This is a genomic window from Cupriavidus consociatus (assembly GCF_017814975.1).
In the GTDB taxonomy this organism is placed as follows: domain Bacteria; phylum Pseudomonadota; class Gammaproteobacteria; order Burkholderiales; family Burkholderiaceae; genus Cupriavidus; species Cupriavidus consociatus.
This window is the reverse complement of sequence record NZ_JAGIQA010000026.1, coordinates 67,877-85,470: the sequence shown is the minus strand read 5'-3', so window position 1 is coordinate 85,470 and position 17,594 is coordinate 67,877. Positions and strand designations below refer to the sequence as shown.

Genomic DNA, 17,594 nt, shown 5'->3' with positions numbered 1-17,594 from the left:
TGTCCGAATCTGCGGGGCGCCATGAGCGCCGCGGCAACCGTTCACCTTCGCACGAGGAACCACCATGCAGACTCAGCAAGCTTCACAACGTCCCGAGCCCAACGCGGCGGCGGCGCCGCCGCTGCAGGACCGGCACTACCTGGTGACCGGCGGCGGGCGTGGCCTGGGGGCCGCCGTGTGCCGCACGCTGGTCCAGGCGGGTGCGGGCGTGATCGTTGCCGATATCGACGACAAGCTGGCCCGCGACAGCGCTGCGGCACTGGCCGACGCCGGCGGCCAGGCGTGGGCGCTGCGGCTCGATGTGGCGGAGCCGGCTTCGGTGCGTGCCGCCTTCGATGCCGTGCGCGAACGTGTGCAGCGTCTCGACGGCATCGTCAATAACGCGGCCATCGACGTCACGCTGCCGGTCGAGGAAGTCGATGCGGAGACCTGGCGCAAGGTGCTGATGGTCAACCTGTACGGCCCCTACCTGATGTCGCATGCGGCCGTGCCGCTGATGAAGGCGCAGGGCGGCGGGCACATCGTCAATATCGCGTCGACCGCATCCAAGCGCGCCTGGCCCAATGCCTCGGCGTATCACGCCACCAAGTGGGGCCTGCTCGGCTTCTCGCATGCGCTGCACGCGGAACTGCGCCCGCATGGCATCAAGGTATCGGCGATCATCGCCGGCGGCATGCGCACGCCGTTCCTGCTCGACCGCTTCCCCGACATCGACCAGGGCAACCTGCAGGATCCGGCCAACGTCGCCAATGCCGTGCGTTTCGTGCTGACGCAGCCGGAAGAGACCGTGATCCCCGAGGTCATGGTGCTGCCGATGAAGGAAACCTCCTGGCCATGAGCGACCCGGTTCAGAACACGCGCACATTGCCCGGCGCGGTGCTGCTCGACAAGGACGGCACGCTGCTGGACGACGTACCGTACAACGTCGATCCCGACCGGATGCGGCTCGCGCGCGGCGCCGCCGCGGCACTGCGCGAACTGGGCGGCCTGGGCGTGCCGCTGGTGGTGGTGACCAACCAGCCGGGCGTCGCGCATGGCTACCACGCCGAGGCCGACCTCCTGCCGGTGCGCGAGCGGCTGGGGGCAATCTTTGCCGAGCATGGCGCTACGCTCGCCGGCTTTTATTACTGCCCCCACCATCCGCAGGGCAAGGTGCCCGCTTACACGCGCGCCTGCCTGTGCCGCAAGCCCATGCCGGGCTTGCTGCTGCAGGCCGCCAGGGCGCTGCACTTCGCGCTGGGCCGGTCCTGGATGATCGGCGACATCCTCAACGATGTCGAAGCCGGCCACCGTGCCGGCTGCGGCACCGTGCTGGTCGATTGCGGCAACGAGACCGAATGGGAGCTTTCGCCAACGCGCCAGGCGCACTATGTGGTGCCCACGCTCGACGCCGCTGCGCGCATTGTGGCCGCACGCATGCGCACCTGCGGCACTGTGCCGGCGGCCGCGCCCGCCATGCAGACGGTGGCGCCATGACTACGTGGCAGACGGCGCGGCAGGTGCTGTGCGTACGGCTCGACAACATGGGCGACGTGCTGATGAGCACTCCCGCCATGCAGGCGCTGGCCGAGTCGATGCCCGGCCGCCGGCTGACGCTGCTGACCTCGCATGCCGCCGCCGCGCTCGCGCCGCACTTGCCGATGGTCAAGCGCGTGCTGGCCTGGAACGCGCCCTGGGCACGCCATGATGAAGCCGCGCCAGCCGCGCCTGGCCCCGCGATGCTTCGCTGCGCGCGCTGGCTGGGTCGCTACCGCTTCGATGCCGCGGTGATCTTCACGGTCTACAGCCAGAGCCCGTTGCCCGCTGCGATGCTGTGCGCGCTGGCGGGCATCCCGCTGCGGCTGGCCTGCTGCCGCGAGAACCCCTATGCGCTGCTGACTGACTGGGTGCCCGAGCGCGAGCCCGCGATGCAGCCGGGCCAGCGCCCGCGCCACGAGGCCCGGCGCCAGCTCGACCTGGTCGCGCAGGTCGGCGCCGGCACGCGCGATACGCGGCTGCGCTTCCGCGTGCTGGCGGCTGACCGTGCCGCGTTCGCGGCGCTAGCCGCGCACCTTGCGGGCTGGCGCAGCGGCCGCGGCGGACCGCTGGTGGTGGTGCATCCGGGCGCCAGCGCGGCGTCGCGGCGCTGGCCCGCGGCACGCTTTGCCGAAGTCGCGCGCGCACTCGCCACGCAGGCCGGTGCGCACGTGCTGGTGACCGGCGCCGACAACGAGCGCGAAACCGTCCACGCAGTCTGCGCCGGTGCGCACCATGCGCGCGTAGTGCCGCTGGCCGGCGCGCTCACGCTGGGCGAGATGGGCGCGCTGCTGGAAGCCGCCGACCTGCTGGTGTCGAACAACACCGGTCCGGTCCACCTTGCCGCCGCGCTCGGCACGCCGGTGGTCGACCTGTACGCGCTCACCAATCCGCAGCACACGCCGTGGCAGGTGCCGCACCACACCTTGTTCGCCGACGTGCCGTGCCGCTACTGCTACAAGAGCACCTGCCCGCAGGGCCACCACCGCTGCCTGGAGGACGTGCCGGCCGCGCTGGCCGTGCAGGCCGCGCTGGCGCTGCTCGCCGGCGATGCGCAGGCGCTGCCGGCGCATCCGCTGCCATGGCCAGGCGCCGCCGATGCGCCATTGGCCGGCCCGGCGACGGGCGCTGCCTCGGCCGCTGTCCCCGTTCCCGCCCTGGCCGCGGCACGCACCGTCCCGGCCGTGCCCGCCGCCGATCCACCGAGCCCCGACGAGGTTGCCCATGTTCACCCTTGGCATTAACGCCGCGTACCACGACTCCGCCGCCTGCCTCGTGCACGACGGCGCGGTAATCGCCGCCGCGGAAGACGAGCGTTTCACGCACATCAAGCATGGCAAGCGCCCGGTGCCGTTCACCGCCTGGGAGCTGCCGTTCCACGCAATCGACTATTGCCTCGCCGAAGCCGGCATTGCGCTGCGCGACGTCGACCATGTAGCCTATTCGTTCGACCCGGCGCTGATGCCTGGTGCGCGTGCGCAAGATGCCACCGTGACGCTGCCGCTGGAGCCGTCGAAACAGGGCGCGCCTGCGGGCAACGCATCGCCATGGGACCCGCTGTTCCTGTCATACGTGGTCAACGCGCCGCGGCAGCTGGCCAGCGGCGCGCCGCACCACCTGGCCGCGCGCTTCCGCGGCGTCACGCATGACGGCCCGTTCCGCTGGCATTTCGTCGAGCACCACATGGCGCACGAGGCCAGCGCCTTCCTCGCGGCGCCGTTCACGCGCTGCGCGGTGCTGACCATGGACGGACGCGGCGAGCGCGCCACCACCAGCTATGGCGTGTTCGACGGCAAGGACTACCGGCGCATCAAGCAGATCGACCTGCCCGACTCGCTCGGCCTGCTGTACGAGCGGGTGACCAGGCATCTCGGCTTCCTGCATTCGTCGGACGAGTACAAGGTGATGGCGCTGGCCTCGTATGGCAAGCCGGCCCATCTGGAGGCCTTCCGCGCCATGGTGAGCCGCGATGGCGAAGGCGGTTACCGCGTGGCGCAGGCCGACCTGGCGGCGCTGCTGGGACCGCCGCGACAGCGCGGCGACGCCTTCGGGCCCGGGCATTTCGATATTGCGCGTTCGCTGCAGGAGGTGCTCGAGGAAACCGTGGTTGGCATGACGACGTGGCTGGCCGAGGCTACCGGCGAACGCCAGTTGTCCATGGCAGGCGGCGTCGCGCTGAACTGCGTGATGAACGCGCGCGTGCGCGACCGCAGCCCCTTTGACGAAGTCTGGGTGCAACCGGCCGCGGGCGATGCCGGCACCGCGCTGGGCGCGGCGTTGTGGGTTGACTTCCTGCAGCGCGGCCGGCCGGCGCGGCAGTGGTCGATGGACCACGCTTACCTCGGCCCGGCCTACGCCGACGACGAGATCGCAGCGTTCCTCGACTGGGCCCACCTGCCGTACCGCCGCCTTGACGATATCGCCGCGCAGACCGCCGAGCTGCTGGCGCAGAACAAGATCATCGGCTGGTTCCAGGGGCGCATGGAGTTCGGCCCGCGCGCGTTGGGCGCGCGCTCGATCCTGGCCTCCCCGATCGATGCCGGCATGCAGCAGCGGCTGAACGAGATCAAGGACCGTGAGGACTTCCGTCCGGTGGCGCCGGTGGTGATGCAGGAGCGCAGCGCCGACTGGTTCAGCGCCGCGAAGCCGGGCCGCGGCGAGGCGCCGTTCATGCTGTTCATCTACGACGTGCGGCCGGAACAGGCGCCGCGCATCCCGGCGGTATGCCATGTCGACGGCACCGCGCGCGTACAGACCGTGCGGCGTGAGCAGAATCCCGCCTACTACGACCTGCTGGCCGCGTTCGAGCGCCGCACCGGCGTGCCGGTGCTGGTCAACACCTCGTTCAATACGCGCGGCGAGCCCATCGTCTGCACGCCGCGCGATGCGGTCGAGTGCTTCTGGACCTCGCCGCTGGATGCATTGGTGATCGGCTCGTTCCTGCTGGAGAAACCGGCGGCCCCAGGTGGCCGGGGAGTGGCCCATGCCCAGGACTGAGCCGCTGGTCTCGGTGGTGATCCCCACCTGGCGGCGCCCCGCGCTGCTGGCGCGCTGCCTGCAGGCGTTGTGCGCGCAGCGGCTGTCGCCACAGTCGTACGAGATCATTGTCGCCGACGACGGCTGCGAGGCGCGCATTGAACGGCTGGTGGCGCTGATGGCCTTGCAGCATCCCGCGCATGCGCTGCGCTACGTGGCCGTTGCGGGCACGCAGGGGCCGTCAGGCGCGCGCAATGCAGGCTGGCGGCGCGCGGCCAGCGCGGTGATCGCATTCACCGACGACGATACGGTGCCGGACCCGCACTGGCTGCGCGAAGGCTGCGCGGCGCTGGCGCGCCAGCCCGAATGCTGTGCCGTGGCCGGCGCGGTCGAGGTACCGCTGCCGCCGCGGCCGACCGATCATGAGCGCGATACCGGCGGGCTCGCGCAGGCGGAATTCGTCACCGCCAACTGCTTCGTGCGGCGTAACGCGCTGCAGCGCATCGGCGGCTTCGACGAGCGCTTCACCCGCGCGTGGCGCGAGGATTCGGACCTGCAGTTCCGGCTGATGAACGAGGTCTGCCCGGTCGGGCGCGCGCCGGCGGCGGTCGTCGTGCATCCGGTGCGGGCGGCGGCATGGGGCAGCAGCATTGCCGCGCAGGCCAAGGTGTATTTCGACGCGCTGCTGTACAAGAAGCACCCGCGCCTGTACCGGCAGCGCATCCGCCGCACGCCGCCGTGGCATTACTACGTGGCGGTGCTGGCGCTGCTGGCCGCGCCGGTGGCGTTGCTGGCCGGGGCGCCGGGCGTCGCTGCGGGAGCCGGCCTGCTGTGGCTGGCGCTGACCGTGGCGTTCTGCCTGCGCCGGCTGCGCGGGGCGGCACTGACGCCCGCGCATGTGGCCGAGATGGCGCTCACTTCCATACTGATCCCGCCGCTGTCGCTGTTCTGGCGCCTGCGCGGCGCACTGGCATTCCGGGTGGTGTTCCTATGACAAGCGCAAGCATTTCCCCTTCCATCCTGCCGCTGATGCCCGCGCGGCGCGAGCCGCGCGCGCCGGCGCGCCGCATCGCGGTGTTCCGCGCGCTGCAGCTCGGCGACATGCTGTGCGCGGTGCCGGCGCTGCGTGCGCTGCGCGAAGGCGAGCCTGATGCGCACATCACGCTGATCGGGCTGCCGTGGGCGCAGGAGTTCGTGTCGCGCTTCAGCGCGCTAGTGGATGCGCTGATGGTCTTTCCGGGCGCGCCGGGCATGCCGGAGCAGCCCTATGCCGAGGCGGCCGCCGAGCCGTTCTACGCGGCCGCGCGCGCGGCGCGCTTCGACCTGGCGATCCAGCTGCATGGCAGCGGCTCGCTCAGCAACGCGGTGGTGCGGCGCCTGGAGGCGCGGCGCATGGCAGGCTTCTGCCCCGACGGAGCGGACGGTCCGCAGGCCGCGCGCGTGCGCCGCACGCGCGGCGGTGTGCTGCTGCCGTGGCCACCGGGCAATGAAGTGGTGCGGCTGCTGGCACTGATGCAGGCGCTGGGCTACCCCGCCGCCGATCCCCACCTGGAGTTCCCGCTGCGCCCGCTCGATCATGCCAGCTGGCGCCTGCTGGCTGAAGAGCATGGGCTTGGCCCGGGCGGATACGTCTGCATCCACGCCGGCGCGCGCATGCTGTCGCGGCGCTGGCCGCTGCAGCGCTTCGCCGAGGCGGGCCGGGCGCTGCGCCGCAACTGGAAAGTGGTGCTGACCGGCAGCCGCGACGAAGCGGCCCTCGTCGAGCAGCTCGCGCGGCGCATCGGCAAGCCGGTGGTCAACCTGTGCGGGCAGACTTCGCTGGGCACGCTCGCCGCGCTGATCGGCCACGCGCGCCTGCTGCTGTGCAACGACACCGGCGCGTCGCATATCGCCGCGGCCATGGATACGCCCAGCGTGGTCGTGTCCTGCGGCAGCGACAGCGCGCGCTGGGCGCCGCTCGATGCCTCGCTGCACCGCGTGCTGGCCGAGCAGCCGCCGTGCCGTCCGTGCATGCACCAGCAATGCCCGGTCGCGGGACATCCGTGCGCGGCCGATATCAGCGTGAAGCGCGTGGTCGATGCCGCGCTGGAACTGGCGGCGCGGGAATATGATCATGCCTAGGCGCCTGCGCATCCTGACCTGGCACGTCCATGGCAACTACCTGTACTACCTGTCGCAGATCCCGCACGACCTGTACCTGGTAACGCGGGACGACGGAACGCCGGGTTACGCCGGCGCCGGCGGTGCGCTGCCATGGGGTGCCAACGTGCACGAGGTGCCGTTCGAGAGGGTGCCGGACGGGCAGTTCGACTGCGTGCTGTACCAGCACCTTCACCACTACCTGCGCGACCGCGTGGAACTGCTCAACGACGCCCAGCGCGCGCTGCCGGCGATCTATCTCGAACACGACCCGCCGCAGGAGCATCCCACCAATACGCTGCATCCGGTCCAGGATGCATCGATGCTGCTGGTGCACGTGACGCCGTTCAATGCGCTGATGTGGGACAGCGGCGTGACGCCATGCCGGGTGATCGAGCATGGCGTGGTCGTGGACAGCCACGTGCGCTACAGCGGCGAGCTGGCGCGCGGCATCAGCGTGGTCAACAACCTGTCGCGCCGCGGCCGCCGGCTGGGCGCGGACGTGTTCGCGCAGGTGCGCGAGCAGGTGCCGCTGGACCTGGTCGGCATGGCGGCGCAGGACGCCGGAGGGTTGGGCGAGGTGCCCAATCCGGAACTGGCCGCGTTTGTCGCGCGCTACCGCTTCTTTTTCAATCCGATCCGCTATACCAGCCTGGGGCTGGCGGTGGTGGAGGCCATGTCGCTGGGCGTGCCGGTGGTGGGACTGGCGACCACGGAGCTCGCCACGGTGATCCAGAGCGGCGATAACGGCTACGTCGACACGCGCCTGGACGTGCTGGTCAGCGTGATGCGCGAATTGCTCGACGATCCGGAACTGGCGCAGGCATGGGGCGAGCGTGGCTGCCATCTGGCGCGCGAGCGTTTCGGCATCGGGCGTTTCGTTGCCGAATGGGACGAGACGCTGCGCATGGTGGCTGGGTAAGCCGCCAGGCGACTGAATCCGTTCAGCTCCGTTCAGCGCTTGCCGTGGGCGCGGCCATTGCCATTGCCGCGGCCGCGAAGGTCCGGTGGCGCCCCGGGGTCCCTGCGCACGGATGTATCGGCCGAGATCGTGCAGCAGACCAGGTAGTAGGCCCGCTTCAGCGCCATCGCGGCCTGCGCTTTCGAGCCAGCTCCGGCGCTGGCAAACGCTTCGTGCAAGCATTGGTCGATGCTGGCGGCGGTGCCATGCTGCTCGAACAGGCCCTCGGGGCGCTGCGCCCATAGCGCGAGCAGCACCCGTTGGCGTTGCGCCATCGTGTGCGAGGGCCACACCCCGTCCCGGCTCAGCAGTTCCAGGCGGGTGGCCAACAGGGTTTCAAGGAACAGCGTGGGCCGCGCTCGCTGCGTGGCACGGGCGGAAGGCCGTATCGCCGGGACGAGCTCGGCGTTGGCGCCAACTGAGGGCTCGGTCTGCTGAGGCGCGTCGTGATGCTGGAGGAAGGTCATGGCGGTGGTGCGGCCCGTATCCGGCACTCATGCCAGGCATGACGTTGTGCCGCGGGACCGGTGTCTGGTTGCGCTTGCGCGCTCACTGGTAGCGCTGCAAGGAGCGTTCCAACCCGCCACCGAGACGCCAGGCGCGGCGCCGGCACGGGCGGCGCCTGACCTGCAGGGATTATTGCAACGTTGCGCGTAAATCCAGCGCGGGCGTTCGTTGGCGCACAGCGAAACGCGCTCGAAACGTACGCCGCGGTGCATCAGGCAACGCGCAGCTCCCGGATGGCGTTCAGCAAGGCTTCCAGCGAAACCGGCTTGGTCAGGTGAGCGTCGAAGCCTGCCTGCATCGACTCGCGGATATCGTCCGGCCGGCCATAGCCGCTCAATGCGATCGCGGTCAGCTTGTGCAGGTGCGGCTGGCGGCGGATGGCGCGAATGAAGTCCAGGCCCGACATGCCGGGCATGCCGATGTCCGACAGCAGCAGGTCGGGGCAATGCTGTCCGAGACGGTCCAGTGCCTCCTGCCCGCTGGTGGCGACCGACACGCTGGCCCCTTCCATTTCGAGCAGCAGCTTGAAGGTTTCGACCGTGCCGGCATCGTCGTCGACCAGCAGGATCTCGGTGCCGACCAGTGGCAGCGACGGCGTGGACGCCGGCGCGGTCTCGGGGGAGATCTCCTCGCGCAGCGGCAGCGTGACCGTGAATACCGAACCCTTGCCGAGCCCCTCGGAATTCGCGCGCACCGTGCCGTTCTGCATGGTCACCAGTTCGCGTACCAGCGACAGGCCGATGCCAAGGCCGCCTTGCCGTGCGCTCGGCGCGGTGCCCTGGCGGAACATGTCGAAGATGTGCGGCAGGTTCTGGGCGTCGATGCCAACGCCGGTGTCGCGTACCTCCAGTACGCCGTCGTCGCCCTCTCTCGTCAGCGAGACCGTGATCTTGCCGTCGGCGCTGGTGTATTTGAGCGCGTTGCTGACCAGGTTCCACACCACCTGCTCGACCCGGGTCAGGTCGGCGTCGATCATCAGCGGGCCGGACGGCAAGTTGCGCTCCAACGTGATTTCCTTGCGTCCGGCCTCTTCCTCGATGGCCTGGCAGACGCGGTCGACCACTTCGCGCCAGTCGACCGGCGCGCGCGCGATCGACAGCTTGCCGGTGCGCAGGCGCGACATGTCGAGCAGGTCGTCGATGATGTGCGCCTGGCCGATCACGGTGCGCCGGATGGTGCCGGCGGCACGCTGGATCACCGGGTTGCCGCGTGCTTCGGGCGAACGGATGATCAGTTCGGCGCTGGCGCTGATCAGGTTGAGCGGATGCTTGAGTTCATGCGACACCACGGCGAGGAACTCGTCGCGCATGCGTTCGGCACGCGCATCGGCGCGTTCGCCGGCGAGCGCGTCGGCGGAATCGATGATCCCCTGGCGCCCGGTGCGCGTGGCCAGCCGCGTCAGCGCCACTTCGTCGAGGTTGCGCATGATCTTGGCGAAGCCGCTGAAGCCGCCTTTGTCCAGGCGCGACAGCACGCCGCTGGCGCGAAAGCGGCTGCCGTCCTTGCGCTGGTGCCAGCGGTCTTCCTCGACGCGGCCGTACAGGCGCGCCTGCGCCATTTCTTCGTGCGCGATGCGGTCGGCACGGTCTTCGGGCGTGTACAGAACTTCAGCCTCCTGTCCGAGCATTTCCGCCTCGGTATAGCCGAAGATGCGTTCCGCGCCGGTGTTCCAGCTGGTGACGCGGCCCTCGTCGTCGAAGGTGATGATGGCGTAGTCGCGGGTGCTTTCCGCGACGATATTCATGCGCTTCTCGCCTTCGCTCAGGCGCTCTTCGGCGGCGCGGCGCGACGTGATGTCGATGAACGACAGCACCGCGCCCTCGATGCGGTCCTCGGTGGTGCGGTACGGCAGGAAGCGCGCCAGGTACCAGCGGCCGTCGCTGCTCTTGACTTCGCGTTCGATCAGGCGCAGGGAGTCGAAGGCTTCGCCGGCATCGTCGGCAAGCTTGTCATACTCGAGCCGGTGCGTGATATCGAGCAGCGAACGGCCGATGTCGGACGGGATGATGCTGAAGACGTCGGTGGCGCGCGGGGTGTAGCGCTTGATGCACAGGTTGCGATCGACGAAGACCGTGCCGATATCGTTGGCCATGATCAGGTTCTGCAGGTCGTCGTTGATCTTGCCCGTTTCCTCGACCTTGGACTTGAGTTCGGCGTTGACGGTGGTCAGCTCCTCATTGATCGACTGCAGTTCTTCCTTGCTGGTCTCCAGCTCTTCCGTGGTCGAGCGCAACTCTTCGTTGATCGCCTGCAGTTCTTCGTTGGAGGCCTTGAGTTCCTCGGTCGAGGTTTCGGACTGCTCGATGGTGGCCTGCAGCTGTTCTTTCGTGCGATGCAACTCGCGTTCGAGCTGCGCGATCATCGGGTCGCGCTCGTCGGTGGCCTGGCCGCGCGGCGTTGCGCTCATGCTGTCCTCGACCTCGTCGAACAGCACCAGCACGAAGTCGCCGTTGGCCTCGGCGTCGTGTACCGGGCGTGCCGTCATGTTGACGAAGAAATGCCTGCCGTCGCGTTCGAGCTGCACGCGCCTGGCCTCGACGCTGTGGTTGGTCTGCAGCGCCTGGTAGATCGCGGTACGCAGTTCCAGCCGCAGTTCCTGGCGCACCGCGCCGATGATGTTGTGCGACGGCATGCCGCCGGCGTACTGCAGGAAGCGCCCGGCGCGGTCCGACAGGTGCACGATCTCGGAATCGCGGCTGACCAGCACGCTCGGCGGCGCGTGCTGTTCGATCAGCCGCTGGTGCAGGTCGCCGAAGGAGAACTTGCGCTTGCCGGCCGGCTGCAGCACCGTCACCGGCGCGCGCGCATTGAGCATGCCGGCCGACAGCGGCAACGGCGTCTCGGCGCGCACCGCGACGTTGGCGCGGTAGATGCGGGCCTTCTTGTCGACCACCGAAAACAGGTTGCTGACGCTGTCTGCGGCTTCGGAGCTGCCCAGGAACAGGTACCCGCCCGGGCGCAGCGCGAAATGGAAGGTGCGCAGGATTTCCGCCTGCGCATCGCGGTCCAGGTAGATCAGCAGGTTGCGGCAGCAGATCAGGTCCAGCCGCGAGAACGGCGGGTCGCTGAGCACGTTGTGCAGCGCGAACAGCACGCGCTCGCGCAGCTCCTTGCGCACGCGGTAGTGCGCGCCGTCCTTGGTGAAGAACTGCCGTACCCGCGCCGGCTCGACGTCGGCGATGATCGGTTCGGGGTACAGCCCGTTGCGCGCGATCGCCACGGCGCGCTCGTCGATATCGGTGGCAAAGACCTGGAACGGCAGCTGCTCGGGTGTCTGCGACGAGGTTTCCTGCAACAGCATGGCCAGCGTATAGGCTTCTTCGCCGGTGGCGCAGCCGGGCGCCCACACGCGGATCGAGTCGTTCTCGGCGCGGTCCTGGAACAGCCGCGGCAGCACGTCGGCGCGCAGCAGGTCGTACGCTTCCTTGTCGCGGAAGAAATTGGTCACGCTGATCAGCATATCCTGCAGCAGCGGTGCCGTTTCTTCCGGATGCAGGTGCAGGTAGTCGCGGTATTGCTGCAGGTCCGTCAGGCCATTGACCTGCAGCCGGCGCTCGATGCGACGCAGCACCGTGGCGCGCTTGTAGTGGCGGAAATCATGCGAGGTGCGGGTGCGCAGGATCACCATGACCTCGCGCAGCGCGCGCTCATTGCTTTCGGACTGCGGCGCGGGTTCGGGTGCGTCCTCTTCCTCGGGCGCCCTGGGCAGCTGGATATGGCTGGCGGTATTCCACAGGTCGAGCAGGCGCTGCGGGATCTCGTTGGCCGGCATGACGAAGTCGACCAGGCCGGTGCCGATGGCGGCGCGCGGCATGCTCGAGTATTCGGCATCGTCCGGCTCCTGGGCGATGGCGATGCCGCCCAGTTCCTTGATGCGGGTCAGGCCGACCGAGCCGTCGGAGCCGGCGCCGGACAACACCACGCACACCGCGCGCTGGCGATGCGCATCGGCCAGCGAGCGGAAGAACAGGTCGATGGCCGCGCCGCGGCCGTCGCGGCGTTCCTGCAACTCCACGCGCAGGTAGCCGTCGATCATGGTCAGGCTGTGGTTGGGCGCAATCACGTAGACGTGGTTGGCTTCGATGCGCGTGGTGTCGGTGACCTGGCGCACCGGCATGGTGGTACGTGCCTGCAGTACCGGCGCCAGGTTGCTGGCGTGGTCAGGCGCGAGGTGGACGACAAGGACAAAGGCTGCGCCGGTGCTGGCGGGCAGTCCGTCGAACACCTGGATCAGGGCTTCAATTCCCCCGGCGGACGCCCCAATCCCGACGATGGGAAAGGAGAGCTGGCTGGATAGGGGGCGTTCACGATTCTTGGCCATTGCTGCGAGGATAAGTTAACTGCGCCGGCCGGTGCGGCGCTATCCTTCGCGAAGCCAGCCTTCGATGCGCTTCGCAGACGCTGCAGCGCGGCCCGCTGCCTCGGTGTACCGGCGTGATTCGCTGGTTTCGCCGACCTGCATATGATACGCCGCAATCTGCGTGTAAAGCTCGCGCTGTTCGTGCAGTGCGCGCAAGGCGTCGAAGAGCGTATGTTCGAGTGCGCCATTGGCGGCCTGGCGCAGCGTAGACATGCCGAAGGCATGCCCGGTGTGGCAACGAAAGCGCGGCGGCACCGCCTCGCGCACTTGCCATAGCGCGCCGCCGCATTCAGGACACGTCAGCGCCGAAGGCAGCGCGATCTTGTCCACTGCCCCGATCGAGGAGGGGCCCAGCGTGATGCTGTTCTCGATGCGCAGCGATTCGGGCGGGTCGGCGGGGGGGCCTGCCGCGGAGCCGGCCAGTTCGACCAGCTTGGGGGCGATCGCCGCCAGTGGCAGCACGTAGTCGGGTGGCGAGGCGCGGATGGCGTTGCGCGGCATGTCGGCGGCAAAAGCGCTGTCGGGATCCTGCACGATGGTCACGCCGCCGCACTCGCGTACCGCGCGCAGGCCGGCCCCGCCGTCGTCGAGCTGGCCGGTCAGCACCGCCGCCACGACGCGGTTGCCGCGCGCCACGGCCGCGCTGCGGAACAGCGGGTCGATCGCCGGCCGCGCGAAGTTCTCTTTCGGGCCGCGCACCAGCCGCACATGCTCGTCGACGATCATCAGATGCTGGTCGGGCGGCGCCACGTAGATCGCGCCGGGTCGCAGCGGCTCGCCATCGCGGGCGTGGCGCGCCGGCAGCGGCCCGACGCTGGTCAGCATGTCGGGCAGCATGCTCGGGTTGGCGCCGATGTGCAGGACGGCCAGTACGGTCGCATCCAGGTCCGGTGGCAGGCCGGCGGCGATGTCCCGCAGCGCATCGACGCCGCCGGAGGAGGTGCCCAGGACTATGGTGTCGCGCTTCATGGGATCTCGGGTTGGGTTCAGGCCACCGCCCCTCGCACGAGGGATCGACAGACTGCGGTCTACTCCGCGGTGGATACCTCTGCCGGCACTTCGGGCGCGGCAGCGGCGCCGGCCTCGGCTGGCTGGACGATGGCTGGTGCCGCCGCGCGTATCCGCAGCACGGTCTGGCGCGAGGTGTTGAAGCGCCGCGCGGTTTCGCTGACCGAGAGGCCTTCCGCCAGCGAGCGCAGGATGGCATCGCGCTCGTCAGGCTTGTGCTTGGGCGGGCGTCCGACCGCCCGGCCCATGGCCTTGGCCGCCGCCAGGCTGTCGCGCACGCGCGCACTGCGCGTGCTGCCCTCCAGCGCAGCCACCGCGCGCAGCACCATGACCGCCTCGGGCGGGGTGGGGCTGCTCAGGTTGGCGCGGGTGAGCTGCACGCAATGCAACGCAACCCCGAGCAGGCGGAACCTGCGGATCGTGCCCAGCACTTCCTGCACGCTCCAGCCCAGGCAGCTCAGCTGCATCGTCACTACGGTATCCCCGGCCCGCACCCGTTGCAGCAGCGACAGCAGCCGTGACCGCTCGGCCGCGGGCACCGAGGCCGGCTCGCACTCCCAGAATGCCCGGCGCAGGTCGACGGTATAGCCAGCCCGGTCGGCTATGCGCAATTCGTCTTCCATCGTTTCGAGGTCACGGGTGCGGTTCGAGTAGATGAAGGTAGACGTCATGAGAAATCCTCGTTCTGGTTTCGTCTCCGGTCGCGCGGCGGGCGTTCCTCCCGGCAGCCTGCAGACGACCTGTTTCTTCTGATTAGCAAAACTCGTCCCAGCAGCAGGGCGCGGCATGATAGTGACGGTTAACGTGCGCATGTGTGCATTTTTGGCGTGTACGTAAAGCGGCTTTTACGTACTCTTTCGAATGGCTCTGCGACGCGCATGCCTCGGCTAGGATGTCCTGTAGGTGCGGCCTGCGTGTGCGCAGGACGCCAGGCGTGTGCGGGCGCCAACACCATCGGCAATCACGAGCGGCGGATCTCCACGGCAAGGGGCAGGCAATGACAGCGCAGCACTATTTCGGCTATCTCGTTCACGGCACGGCGCACGCGGGCGCCAGCGGGCTGTTTGAAGCGTCGGGTATGGTCGAGCACGATGGCACGCCGGTGAACAGTTCCGGGCCGCTGGGCTGCCATCCGACTCGGGAGCGTGCCATTGCCGAAGGCATAGCCTGGGGCAAGGGCTGGGTCGACATGCGCGTGTGCGGCTACACCGACGTGCGTGCCGGCGTGCGCAAGCCTGTGGCGGCGAGGACGTAGCCATGGCCAGGGTGATCCACATTGTCATCACCGCAGTGTGCGGGCGCTGGTACGCCACGCCGGTCCATGAGGACGAGAGCGCCGGCGGGCCGACGGGTTTCGATTCGCGCCAGGCCGCGCAACGGTTCTGCGCGCGCGCCTTCCCGGGCGTGCCGATCTCGCAGGGCGGCATGCGCGCCCCGCGCCGCACCGTCGCCTGCCCTGCGGCTGCGGGGCTCGGCTCGAAGCCGCAAGCCTGACCTGCAAGGCTGGCCCGCCAGGCAGCGCCACACCTCTGACGGCGTTCCGGCCGGCGCGAAGGCACTCCCTCGAGGGTCGTCCACGCCGTGGCGGCCAATGCCTGCGCCGTCCGGCGTTCGCGTGTTTCCAGTCTTCTTGTTCTCGCGTGCGCCGCCGTCGGCAGCTGCAAGCACCGGGCGCCACGCGCCTGGACCCGGCTGCGGCGGCGCGCGCCTTGGCGGGCACAAATAACAACCCTTCGCGCAGGAATTGCAATGTGTGCCGTGCACGCGTGCCGGATCGTGCCGCCGCTGCCCCGGCTCTGCCGTGCACGGGCTGGGCACAGAACCTGCCTGCACGGGTGGCAAAGCCGATTACGGCCGGCTTCCCATCCAAGCTCCCAGGAGGTAATCGTGGACAAGTCGAAGATCCCTGCAGACCAGGCCGAGGCCCTCGGTGCCCTGATGGACGATCACCGCGCGGTCAAGAAGCTGTTCAAGGCTTTCAAGGACACCGAAGACCGCAATGAAAAGGAATCGATCGCGCTCGAGGTCTGCCACCAGCTGACCGTGCATGCCACCATCGAGGAAGAGATTTTCTACCCGGCGTTGCGCGGCGCCGGCGATGACATCGACGACATGCTGGACGAAGCCCAGGTCGAGCATCAGGTCGCCAAGGACCTGATCGCGGCGATCGAGGGCGACCCGGCCGGCGATATGCTCGAAGCCAGCTTCACGGTGCTGTCCGAGTACGTCGCTCACCATATCGAGGAAGAGGAGGGCGAACTGTTCAAGAACGTGATCAGGGAGAAGATAAGCCTGCGCGACGTGGCACAGGCCATGGCGGCGCGCAAGGAAGAACTGATGCAGGAAACCGCCTGACCGGTTTTCCACGTGCGCAGCGAGGGGTGGCGGGGCGATCTTCCGCCACCCCTCGTGCTCGTTTGCCGCCCGATGACTCCGGCCACTTCTGCCAGCTTCTTCCCCTTTGCCTCCCGAGCAGCGCGGAACAGCGCGGACATCAGTCGATTTGAAGGAGTCGCACAAGGCAGCGGGTCCCATTGCGGCCGTCAGGCGGCTACCATGGCGCGGTTTTCACTGCCGTACTGCCGTACCGCCGTACTGTCCTGCCCATGACCTTTGTCGTGACGGATGCCTGCATCCAGTGCCGCCATACCGATTGTGTAGAAGTCTGCCCGATGACCTGCTTCCACGAAGGGCCCAACTTCCTCGCCATCGACCCCGACCAGTGCATCGACTGCTCGATGTGCGTGCCGATGTGCCCCGTGGGCGCCATCTGTTCAGAGCATGACCTTCCCGACGACAAGCGCCATTTCGTTGCGCTGAACGCCGAACTGTCGCGCCGGCCGGACTGGCCGCCGCTGCTGCAGGCCAAGGGCCCGATCGCCGGCCACGAGCAATGGGCGGACCATCCTGACCGCCTGGCGCTGCTGGTGCGCTAGCGCGTGCCGGCGTAGTCGGGGAACGCTTCGCCCAGCGACAGCACGCTGCCGGTCAGCGCGCCGTCATAGCCCGGCAGCGCATTGACGCGCTGGCGGAAGGCCTCGCTGGTCAGCGCGCCGACCGCGCCCGACAGCGCCGCGCTGCGCAGCTTCGATTTTTCGATGGCGAAGAAGTAGCGCTCCTTGATCACCGGCTCGAACCCCAGCCCGAACCGCCGCGCCGCGGTTTCCACGCCGAAGCCCACATCCGCCATGCCGCTGCCGATATACGCCGCCACCGCGGCGTGGGTGAACTCGCCGTTGCTATAGCCCTCGATCCGTGCCGGGTCGATATGGCGCGCGGCCAGCATCAGGTCGAGCAGCAGCCGCGTGCCCGAGCCCACCTGCCGGTTGACGAAGCGCACCTCGCGCCGGATCAGGTCTTCCAGCGTGCGGATCCCGAGCGGGTTGCCCGGGCGCACGAACAGTCCCTGGCTGCGCACCGCCAGGTGCACCAGGCAGTGCGTGTCGGGCTTGAGCCAGGTGGTGAAGTGGCGCCACATGCCGTGCTCGAACTCGCCCACCGGCACATGGAAGCCGGCAATATCGCACGCCCCCTCGGCCAGCGCCGCCACCGCCTCGACGCTGCCGCAGTACTTCAGGTCGTGCCGCACGTGCTGTTCGTCGAGGAAATCGCGCAGCGCGGCCACCGCGAAGCCGTGGCTGGCGTGCAGCCGCACTGCCGCCCCGGACTGCTCCATCAGCTTCTTCAGCTCGATTTCCAGCTCGGATGCCAGGCTGTCCAGCGTCGGCGACAGCCGCGCGCCGATGCGCTTGCTGGCCCACACCAGCTGCTGCGCCAGCGGCGTCAGCGCGCTGCCGCGCCCGCGGGTCTTGTCGATCAGCGGGCCGCCGAACAGCGCCTCGGCATCGCGCAGGATGCCCCAAGCGTAGCGGTACGACAGCGACACCGCCTGCGCGGAGTGACTGATGCTGCCTGATTCCTCGATATGGCCGAGCAGGGCAACCAGCCGCGATACGTCGAGGGCGTCGGTGCTGGCCGCGGCGTCGTCGCGGATTTGCAGGTGGGGGAGGATCGAGATACGGAGCATATGAAAAAAATAGCTTATTGATGGGCCGCTGTCACTCTCTTATATTGCATTCCACGGCCTCTGCAGCGTAGCTGACGGGTCGGGAATAGGAAAAAAATAGC

16 protein-coding genes are annotated in these 17,594 nt (G+C 68.9%); 11 read left to right on the top strand and 5 right to left on the bottom strand.

The annotated features are described in order from the left end of the window. Positions 1–64: 64 nt before the first annotated feature. The 7 genes from J8I82_RS28570 to J8I82_RS28540 are packed head-to-tail and all read left to right on the top strand — an operon-like array spanning position 65 to position 7,552. On the top strand, positions 65–838 hold the full coding sequence (locus tag J8I82_RS28570) for an SDR family oxidoreductase (protein ID WP_209762437.1): 774 nt from the start codon (positions 65–67) through the stop codon (positions 836–838). After that, positions 835–1,476, top strand: coding sequence for a D-glycero-alpha-D-manno-heptose-1,7-bisphosphate 7-phosphatase (locus tag J8I82_RS28565; RefSeq protein WP_209762434.1), 642 nt, complete (start codon positions 835–837; stop codon positions 1,474–1,476). Before J8I82_RS28570 ends, J8I82_RS28565 begins: the two co-directional genes overlap by 4 nt. Then, entirely contained in the window at positions 1,473–2,759 is a 1,287-nt protein-coding gene (locus J8I82_RS28560) for a glycosyltransferase family 9 protein (RefSeq protein ID WP_209762431.1), read from the top strand. Before J8I82_RS28565 ends, J8I82_RS28560 begins: the two co-directional genes overlap by 4 nt. Then, a complete protein-coding gene (locus J8I82_RS28555) occupies positions 2,740–4,512 on the top strand; it encodes a carbamoyltransferase family protein (protein ID WP_209762429.1) in 1,773 nt (590 codons plus the stop codon). Before J8I82_RS28560 ends, J8I82_RS28555 begins: the two co-directional genes overlap by 20 nt. Then, the gene (locus J8I82_RS28550) at positions 4,499–5,485 is read left to right on the top strand and encodes a glycosyltransferase family 2 protein (RefSeq protein WP_209762426.1); all 987 of its coding nucleotides are present in this window, start codon (positions 4,499–4,501) and stop codon (positions 5,483–5,485) included. Before J8I82_RS28555 ends, J8I82_RS28550 begins: the two co-directional genes overlap by 14 nt. Before the next feature lie 35 nt (positions 5,486–5,520). Next, on the top strand, positions 5,521–6,612 hold the full coding sequence (locus J8I82_RS28545) for a glycosyltransferase family 9 protein (protein ID WP_209762561.1): 1,092 nt from the start codon (positions 5,521–5,523) through the stop codon (positions 6,610–6,612). Further along, positions 6,602–7,552: a glycosyltransferase family 4 protein gene (locus J8I82_RS28540; RefSeq protein ID WP_209762559.1), complete on the top strand. Its 951-nt coding sequence runs from the start codon at positions 6,602–6,604 to the stop codon at positions 7,550–7,552. Before J8I82_RS28545 ends, J8I82_RS28540 begins: the two co-directional genes overlap by 11 nt. 32 nt (positions 7,553–7,584) lie before the next feature. On the opposite strand, the gene J8I82_RS28535 is transcribed toward J8I82_RS28540, so the two are convergent. The 4 genes from J8I82_RS28535 to J8I82_RS28520 form a co-directional block, all read right to left on the bottom strand. Continuing rightward, entirely contained in the window at positions 7,585–8,058 is a 474-nt protein-coding gene (locus J8I82_RS28535) for a hypothetical protein (RefSeq protein WP_209762423.1), read from the bottom strand. 251 nt (positions 8,059–8,309) lie between these two features. Beyond that, on the bottom strand, positions 8,310–12,419 hold the full coding sequence (locus J8I82_RS28530) for a CheR family methyltransferase (protein ID WP_209762420.1): 4,110 nt from the start codon (positions 12,417–12,419) through the stop codon (positions 8,310–8,312). A 39-nt stretch (positions 12,420–12,458) separates the two neighbouring features. Further along, entirely contained in the window at positions 12,459–13,427 is a 969-nt protein-coding gene (locus J8I82_RS28525) for a chemotaxis protein CheB (protein ID WP_209762417.1), read from the bottom strand. A gap of 59 nt (positions 13,428–13,486) precedes the next feature. After that, entirely contained in the window at positions 13,487–14,137 is a 651-nt protein-coding gene (locus J8I82_RS28520; protein WP_209762414.1) for a recombinase family protein, read from the bottom strand. A 326-nt stretch (positions 14,138–14,463) separates the two neighbouring features. Here J8I82_RS28520 and J8I82_RS28515 point away from each other — a divergent pair, with 326 nt between their 5' ends. The 4 genes from J8I82_RS28515 (at position 14,464) to fdxA (ending at position 16,402) form a co-directional block, all read left to right on the top strand. Beyond that, a complete protein-coding gene (locus J8I82_RS28515; protein ID WP_209762411.1) occupies positions 14,464–14,721 on the top strand; it encodes a DUF6566 family protein in 258 nt (85 codons plus the stop codon). 2 nt (positions 14,722–14,723) lie between these two features. Beyond that, positions 14,724–14,960: a hypothetical protein gene (locus J8I82_RS28510; RefSeq protein WP_209762409.1), complete on the top strand. Its 237-nt coding sequence runs from the start codon at positions 14,724–14,726 to the stop codon at positions 14,958–14,960. Positions 14,961–15,353: 393 nt separating this feature from the next. After that, positions 15,354–15,821, top strand: a complete 468-nt coding sequence (locus J8I82_RS28505; protein WP_209762406.1) for a hemerythrin domain-containing protein — start codon at positions 15,354–15,356, stop codon at positions 15,819–15,821. 251 nt (positions 15,822–16,072) lie between these two features. Next, on the top strand, positions 16,073–16,402 hold the full coding sequence (gene fdxA, locus J8I82_RS28500; RefSeq protein ID WP_209762403.1) for a ferredoxin FdxA: 330 nt from the start codon (positions 16,073–16,075) through the stop codon (positions 16,400–16,402). Here the strand turns inward: fdxA and J8I82_RS28495 are convergent. Continuing rightward, positions 16,399–17,493, bottom strand: coding sequence for a substrate-binding domain-containing protein (locus tag J8I82_RS28495; protein ID WP_209762400.1), 1,095 nt, complete (start codon positions 17,491–17,493; stop codon positions 16,399–16,401). The two genes, fdxA and J8I82_RS28495, sit on opposite strands and share 4 nt — an antisense overlap. Between the last annotated feature and the right edge of the window lie 101 nt (positions 17,494–17,594).

What these genes read in the sequence shown, in the direction of transcription:
- J8I82_RS28520 (WP_209762414.1), bottom strand. Translation starts at nt 14,137, where the DNA reads ATGACGTCTACCTTCATCTACTCGAACCGCACCCGTGACCTCGAAACG.
- J8I82_RS28560 (WP_209762431.1), top strand. Translation starts at nt 1,473, where the DNA reads ATGACTACGTGGCAGACGGCGCGGCAGGTGCTGTGCGTACGGCTCGAC.
- J8I82_RS28570 (WP_209762437.1), top strand. Translation starts at nt 65, where the DNA reads ATGCAGACTCAGCAAGCTTCACAACGTCCCGAGCCCAACGCGGCGGCG.
- J8I82_RS28565 (WP_209762434.1), top strand. Translation starts at nt 835, where the DNA reads ATGAGCGACCCGGTTCAGAACACGCGCACATTGCCCGGCGCGGTGCTG.
- J8I82_RS28510 (WP_209762409.1), top strand. Translation starts at nt 14,724, where the DNA reads ATGGCCAGGGTGATCCACATTGTCATCACCGCAGTGTGCGGGCGCTGG.
- J8I82_RS28535 (WP_209762423.1), bottom strand. Translation starts at nt 8,058, where the DNA reads ATGACCTTCCTCCAGCATCACGACGCGCCTCAGCAGACCGAGCCCTCA.
- J8I82_RS28515 (WP_209762411.1), top strand. Translation starts at nt 14,464, where the DNA reads ATGACAGCGCAGCACTATTTCGGCTATCTCGTTCACGGCACGGCGCAC.
- J8I82_RS28555 (WP_209762429.1), top strand. Translation starts at nt 2,740, where the DNA reads ATGTTCACCCTTGGCATTAACGCCGCGTACCACGACTCCGCCGCCTGC.
- J8I82_RS28525 (WP_209762417.1), bottom strand. Translation starts at nt 13,427, where the DNA reads ATGAAGCGCGACACCATAGTCCTGGGCACCTCCTCCGGCGGCGTCGAT.
- J8I82_RS28550 (WP_209762426.1), top strand. Translation starts at nt 4,499, where the DNA reads ATGCCCAGGACTGAGCCGCTGGTCTCGGTGGTGATCCCCACCTGGCGG.
- J8I82_RS28545 (WP_209762561.1), top strand. Translation starts at nt 5,521, where the DNA reads ATGCCCGCGCGGCGCGAGCCGCGCGCGCCGGCGCGCCGCATCGCGGTG.
- J8I82_RS28495 (WP_209762400.1), bottom strand. Translation starts at nt 17,493, where the DNA reads ATGCTCCGTATCTCGATCCTCCCCCACCTGCAAATCCGCGACGACGCC.
- fdxA (WP_209762403.1), top strand. Translation starts at nt 16,073, where the DNA reads ATGACCTTTGTCGTGACGGATGCCTGCATCCAGTGCCGCCATACCGAT.
- J8I82_RS28530 (WP_209762420.1), bottom strand. Translation starts at nt 12,419, where the DNA reads ATGGCCAAGAATCGTGAACGCCCCCTATCCAGCCAGCTCTCCTTTCCC.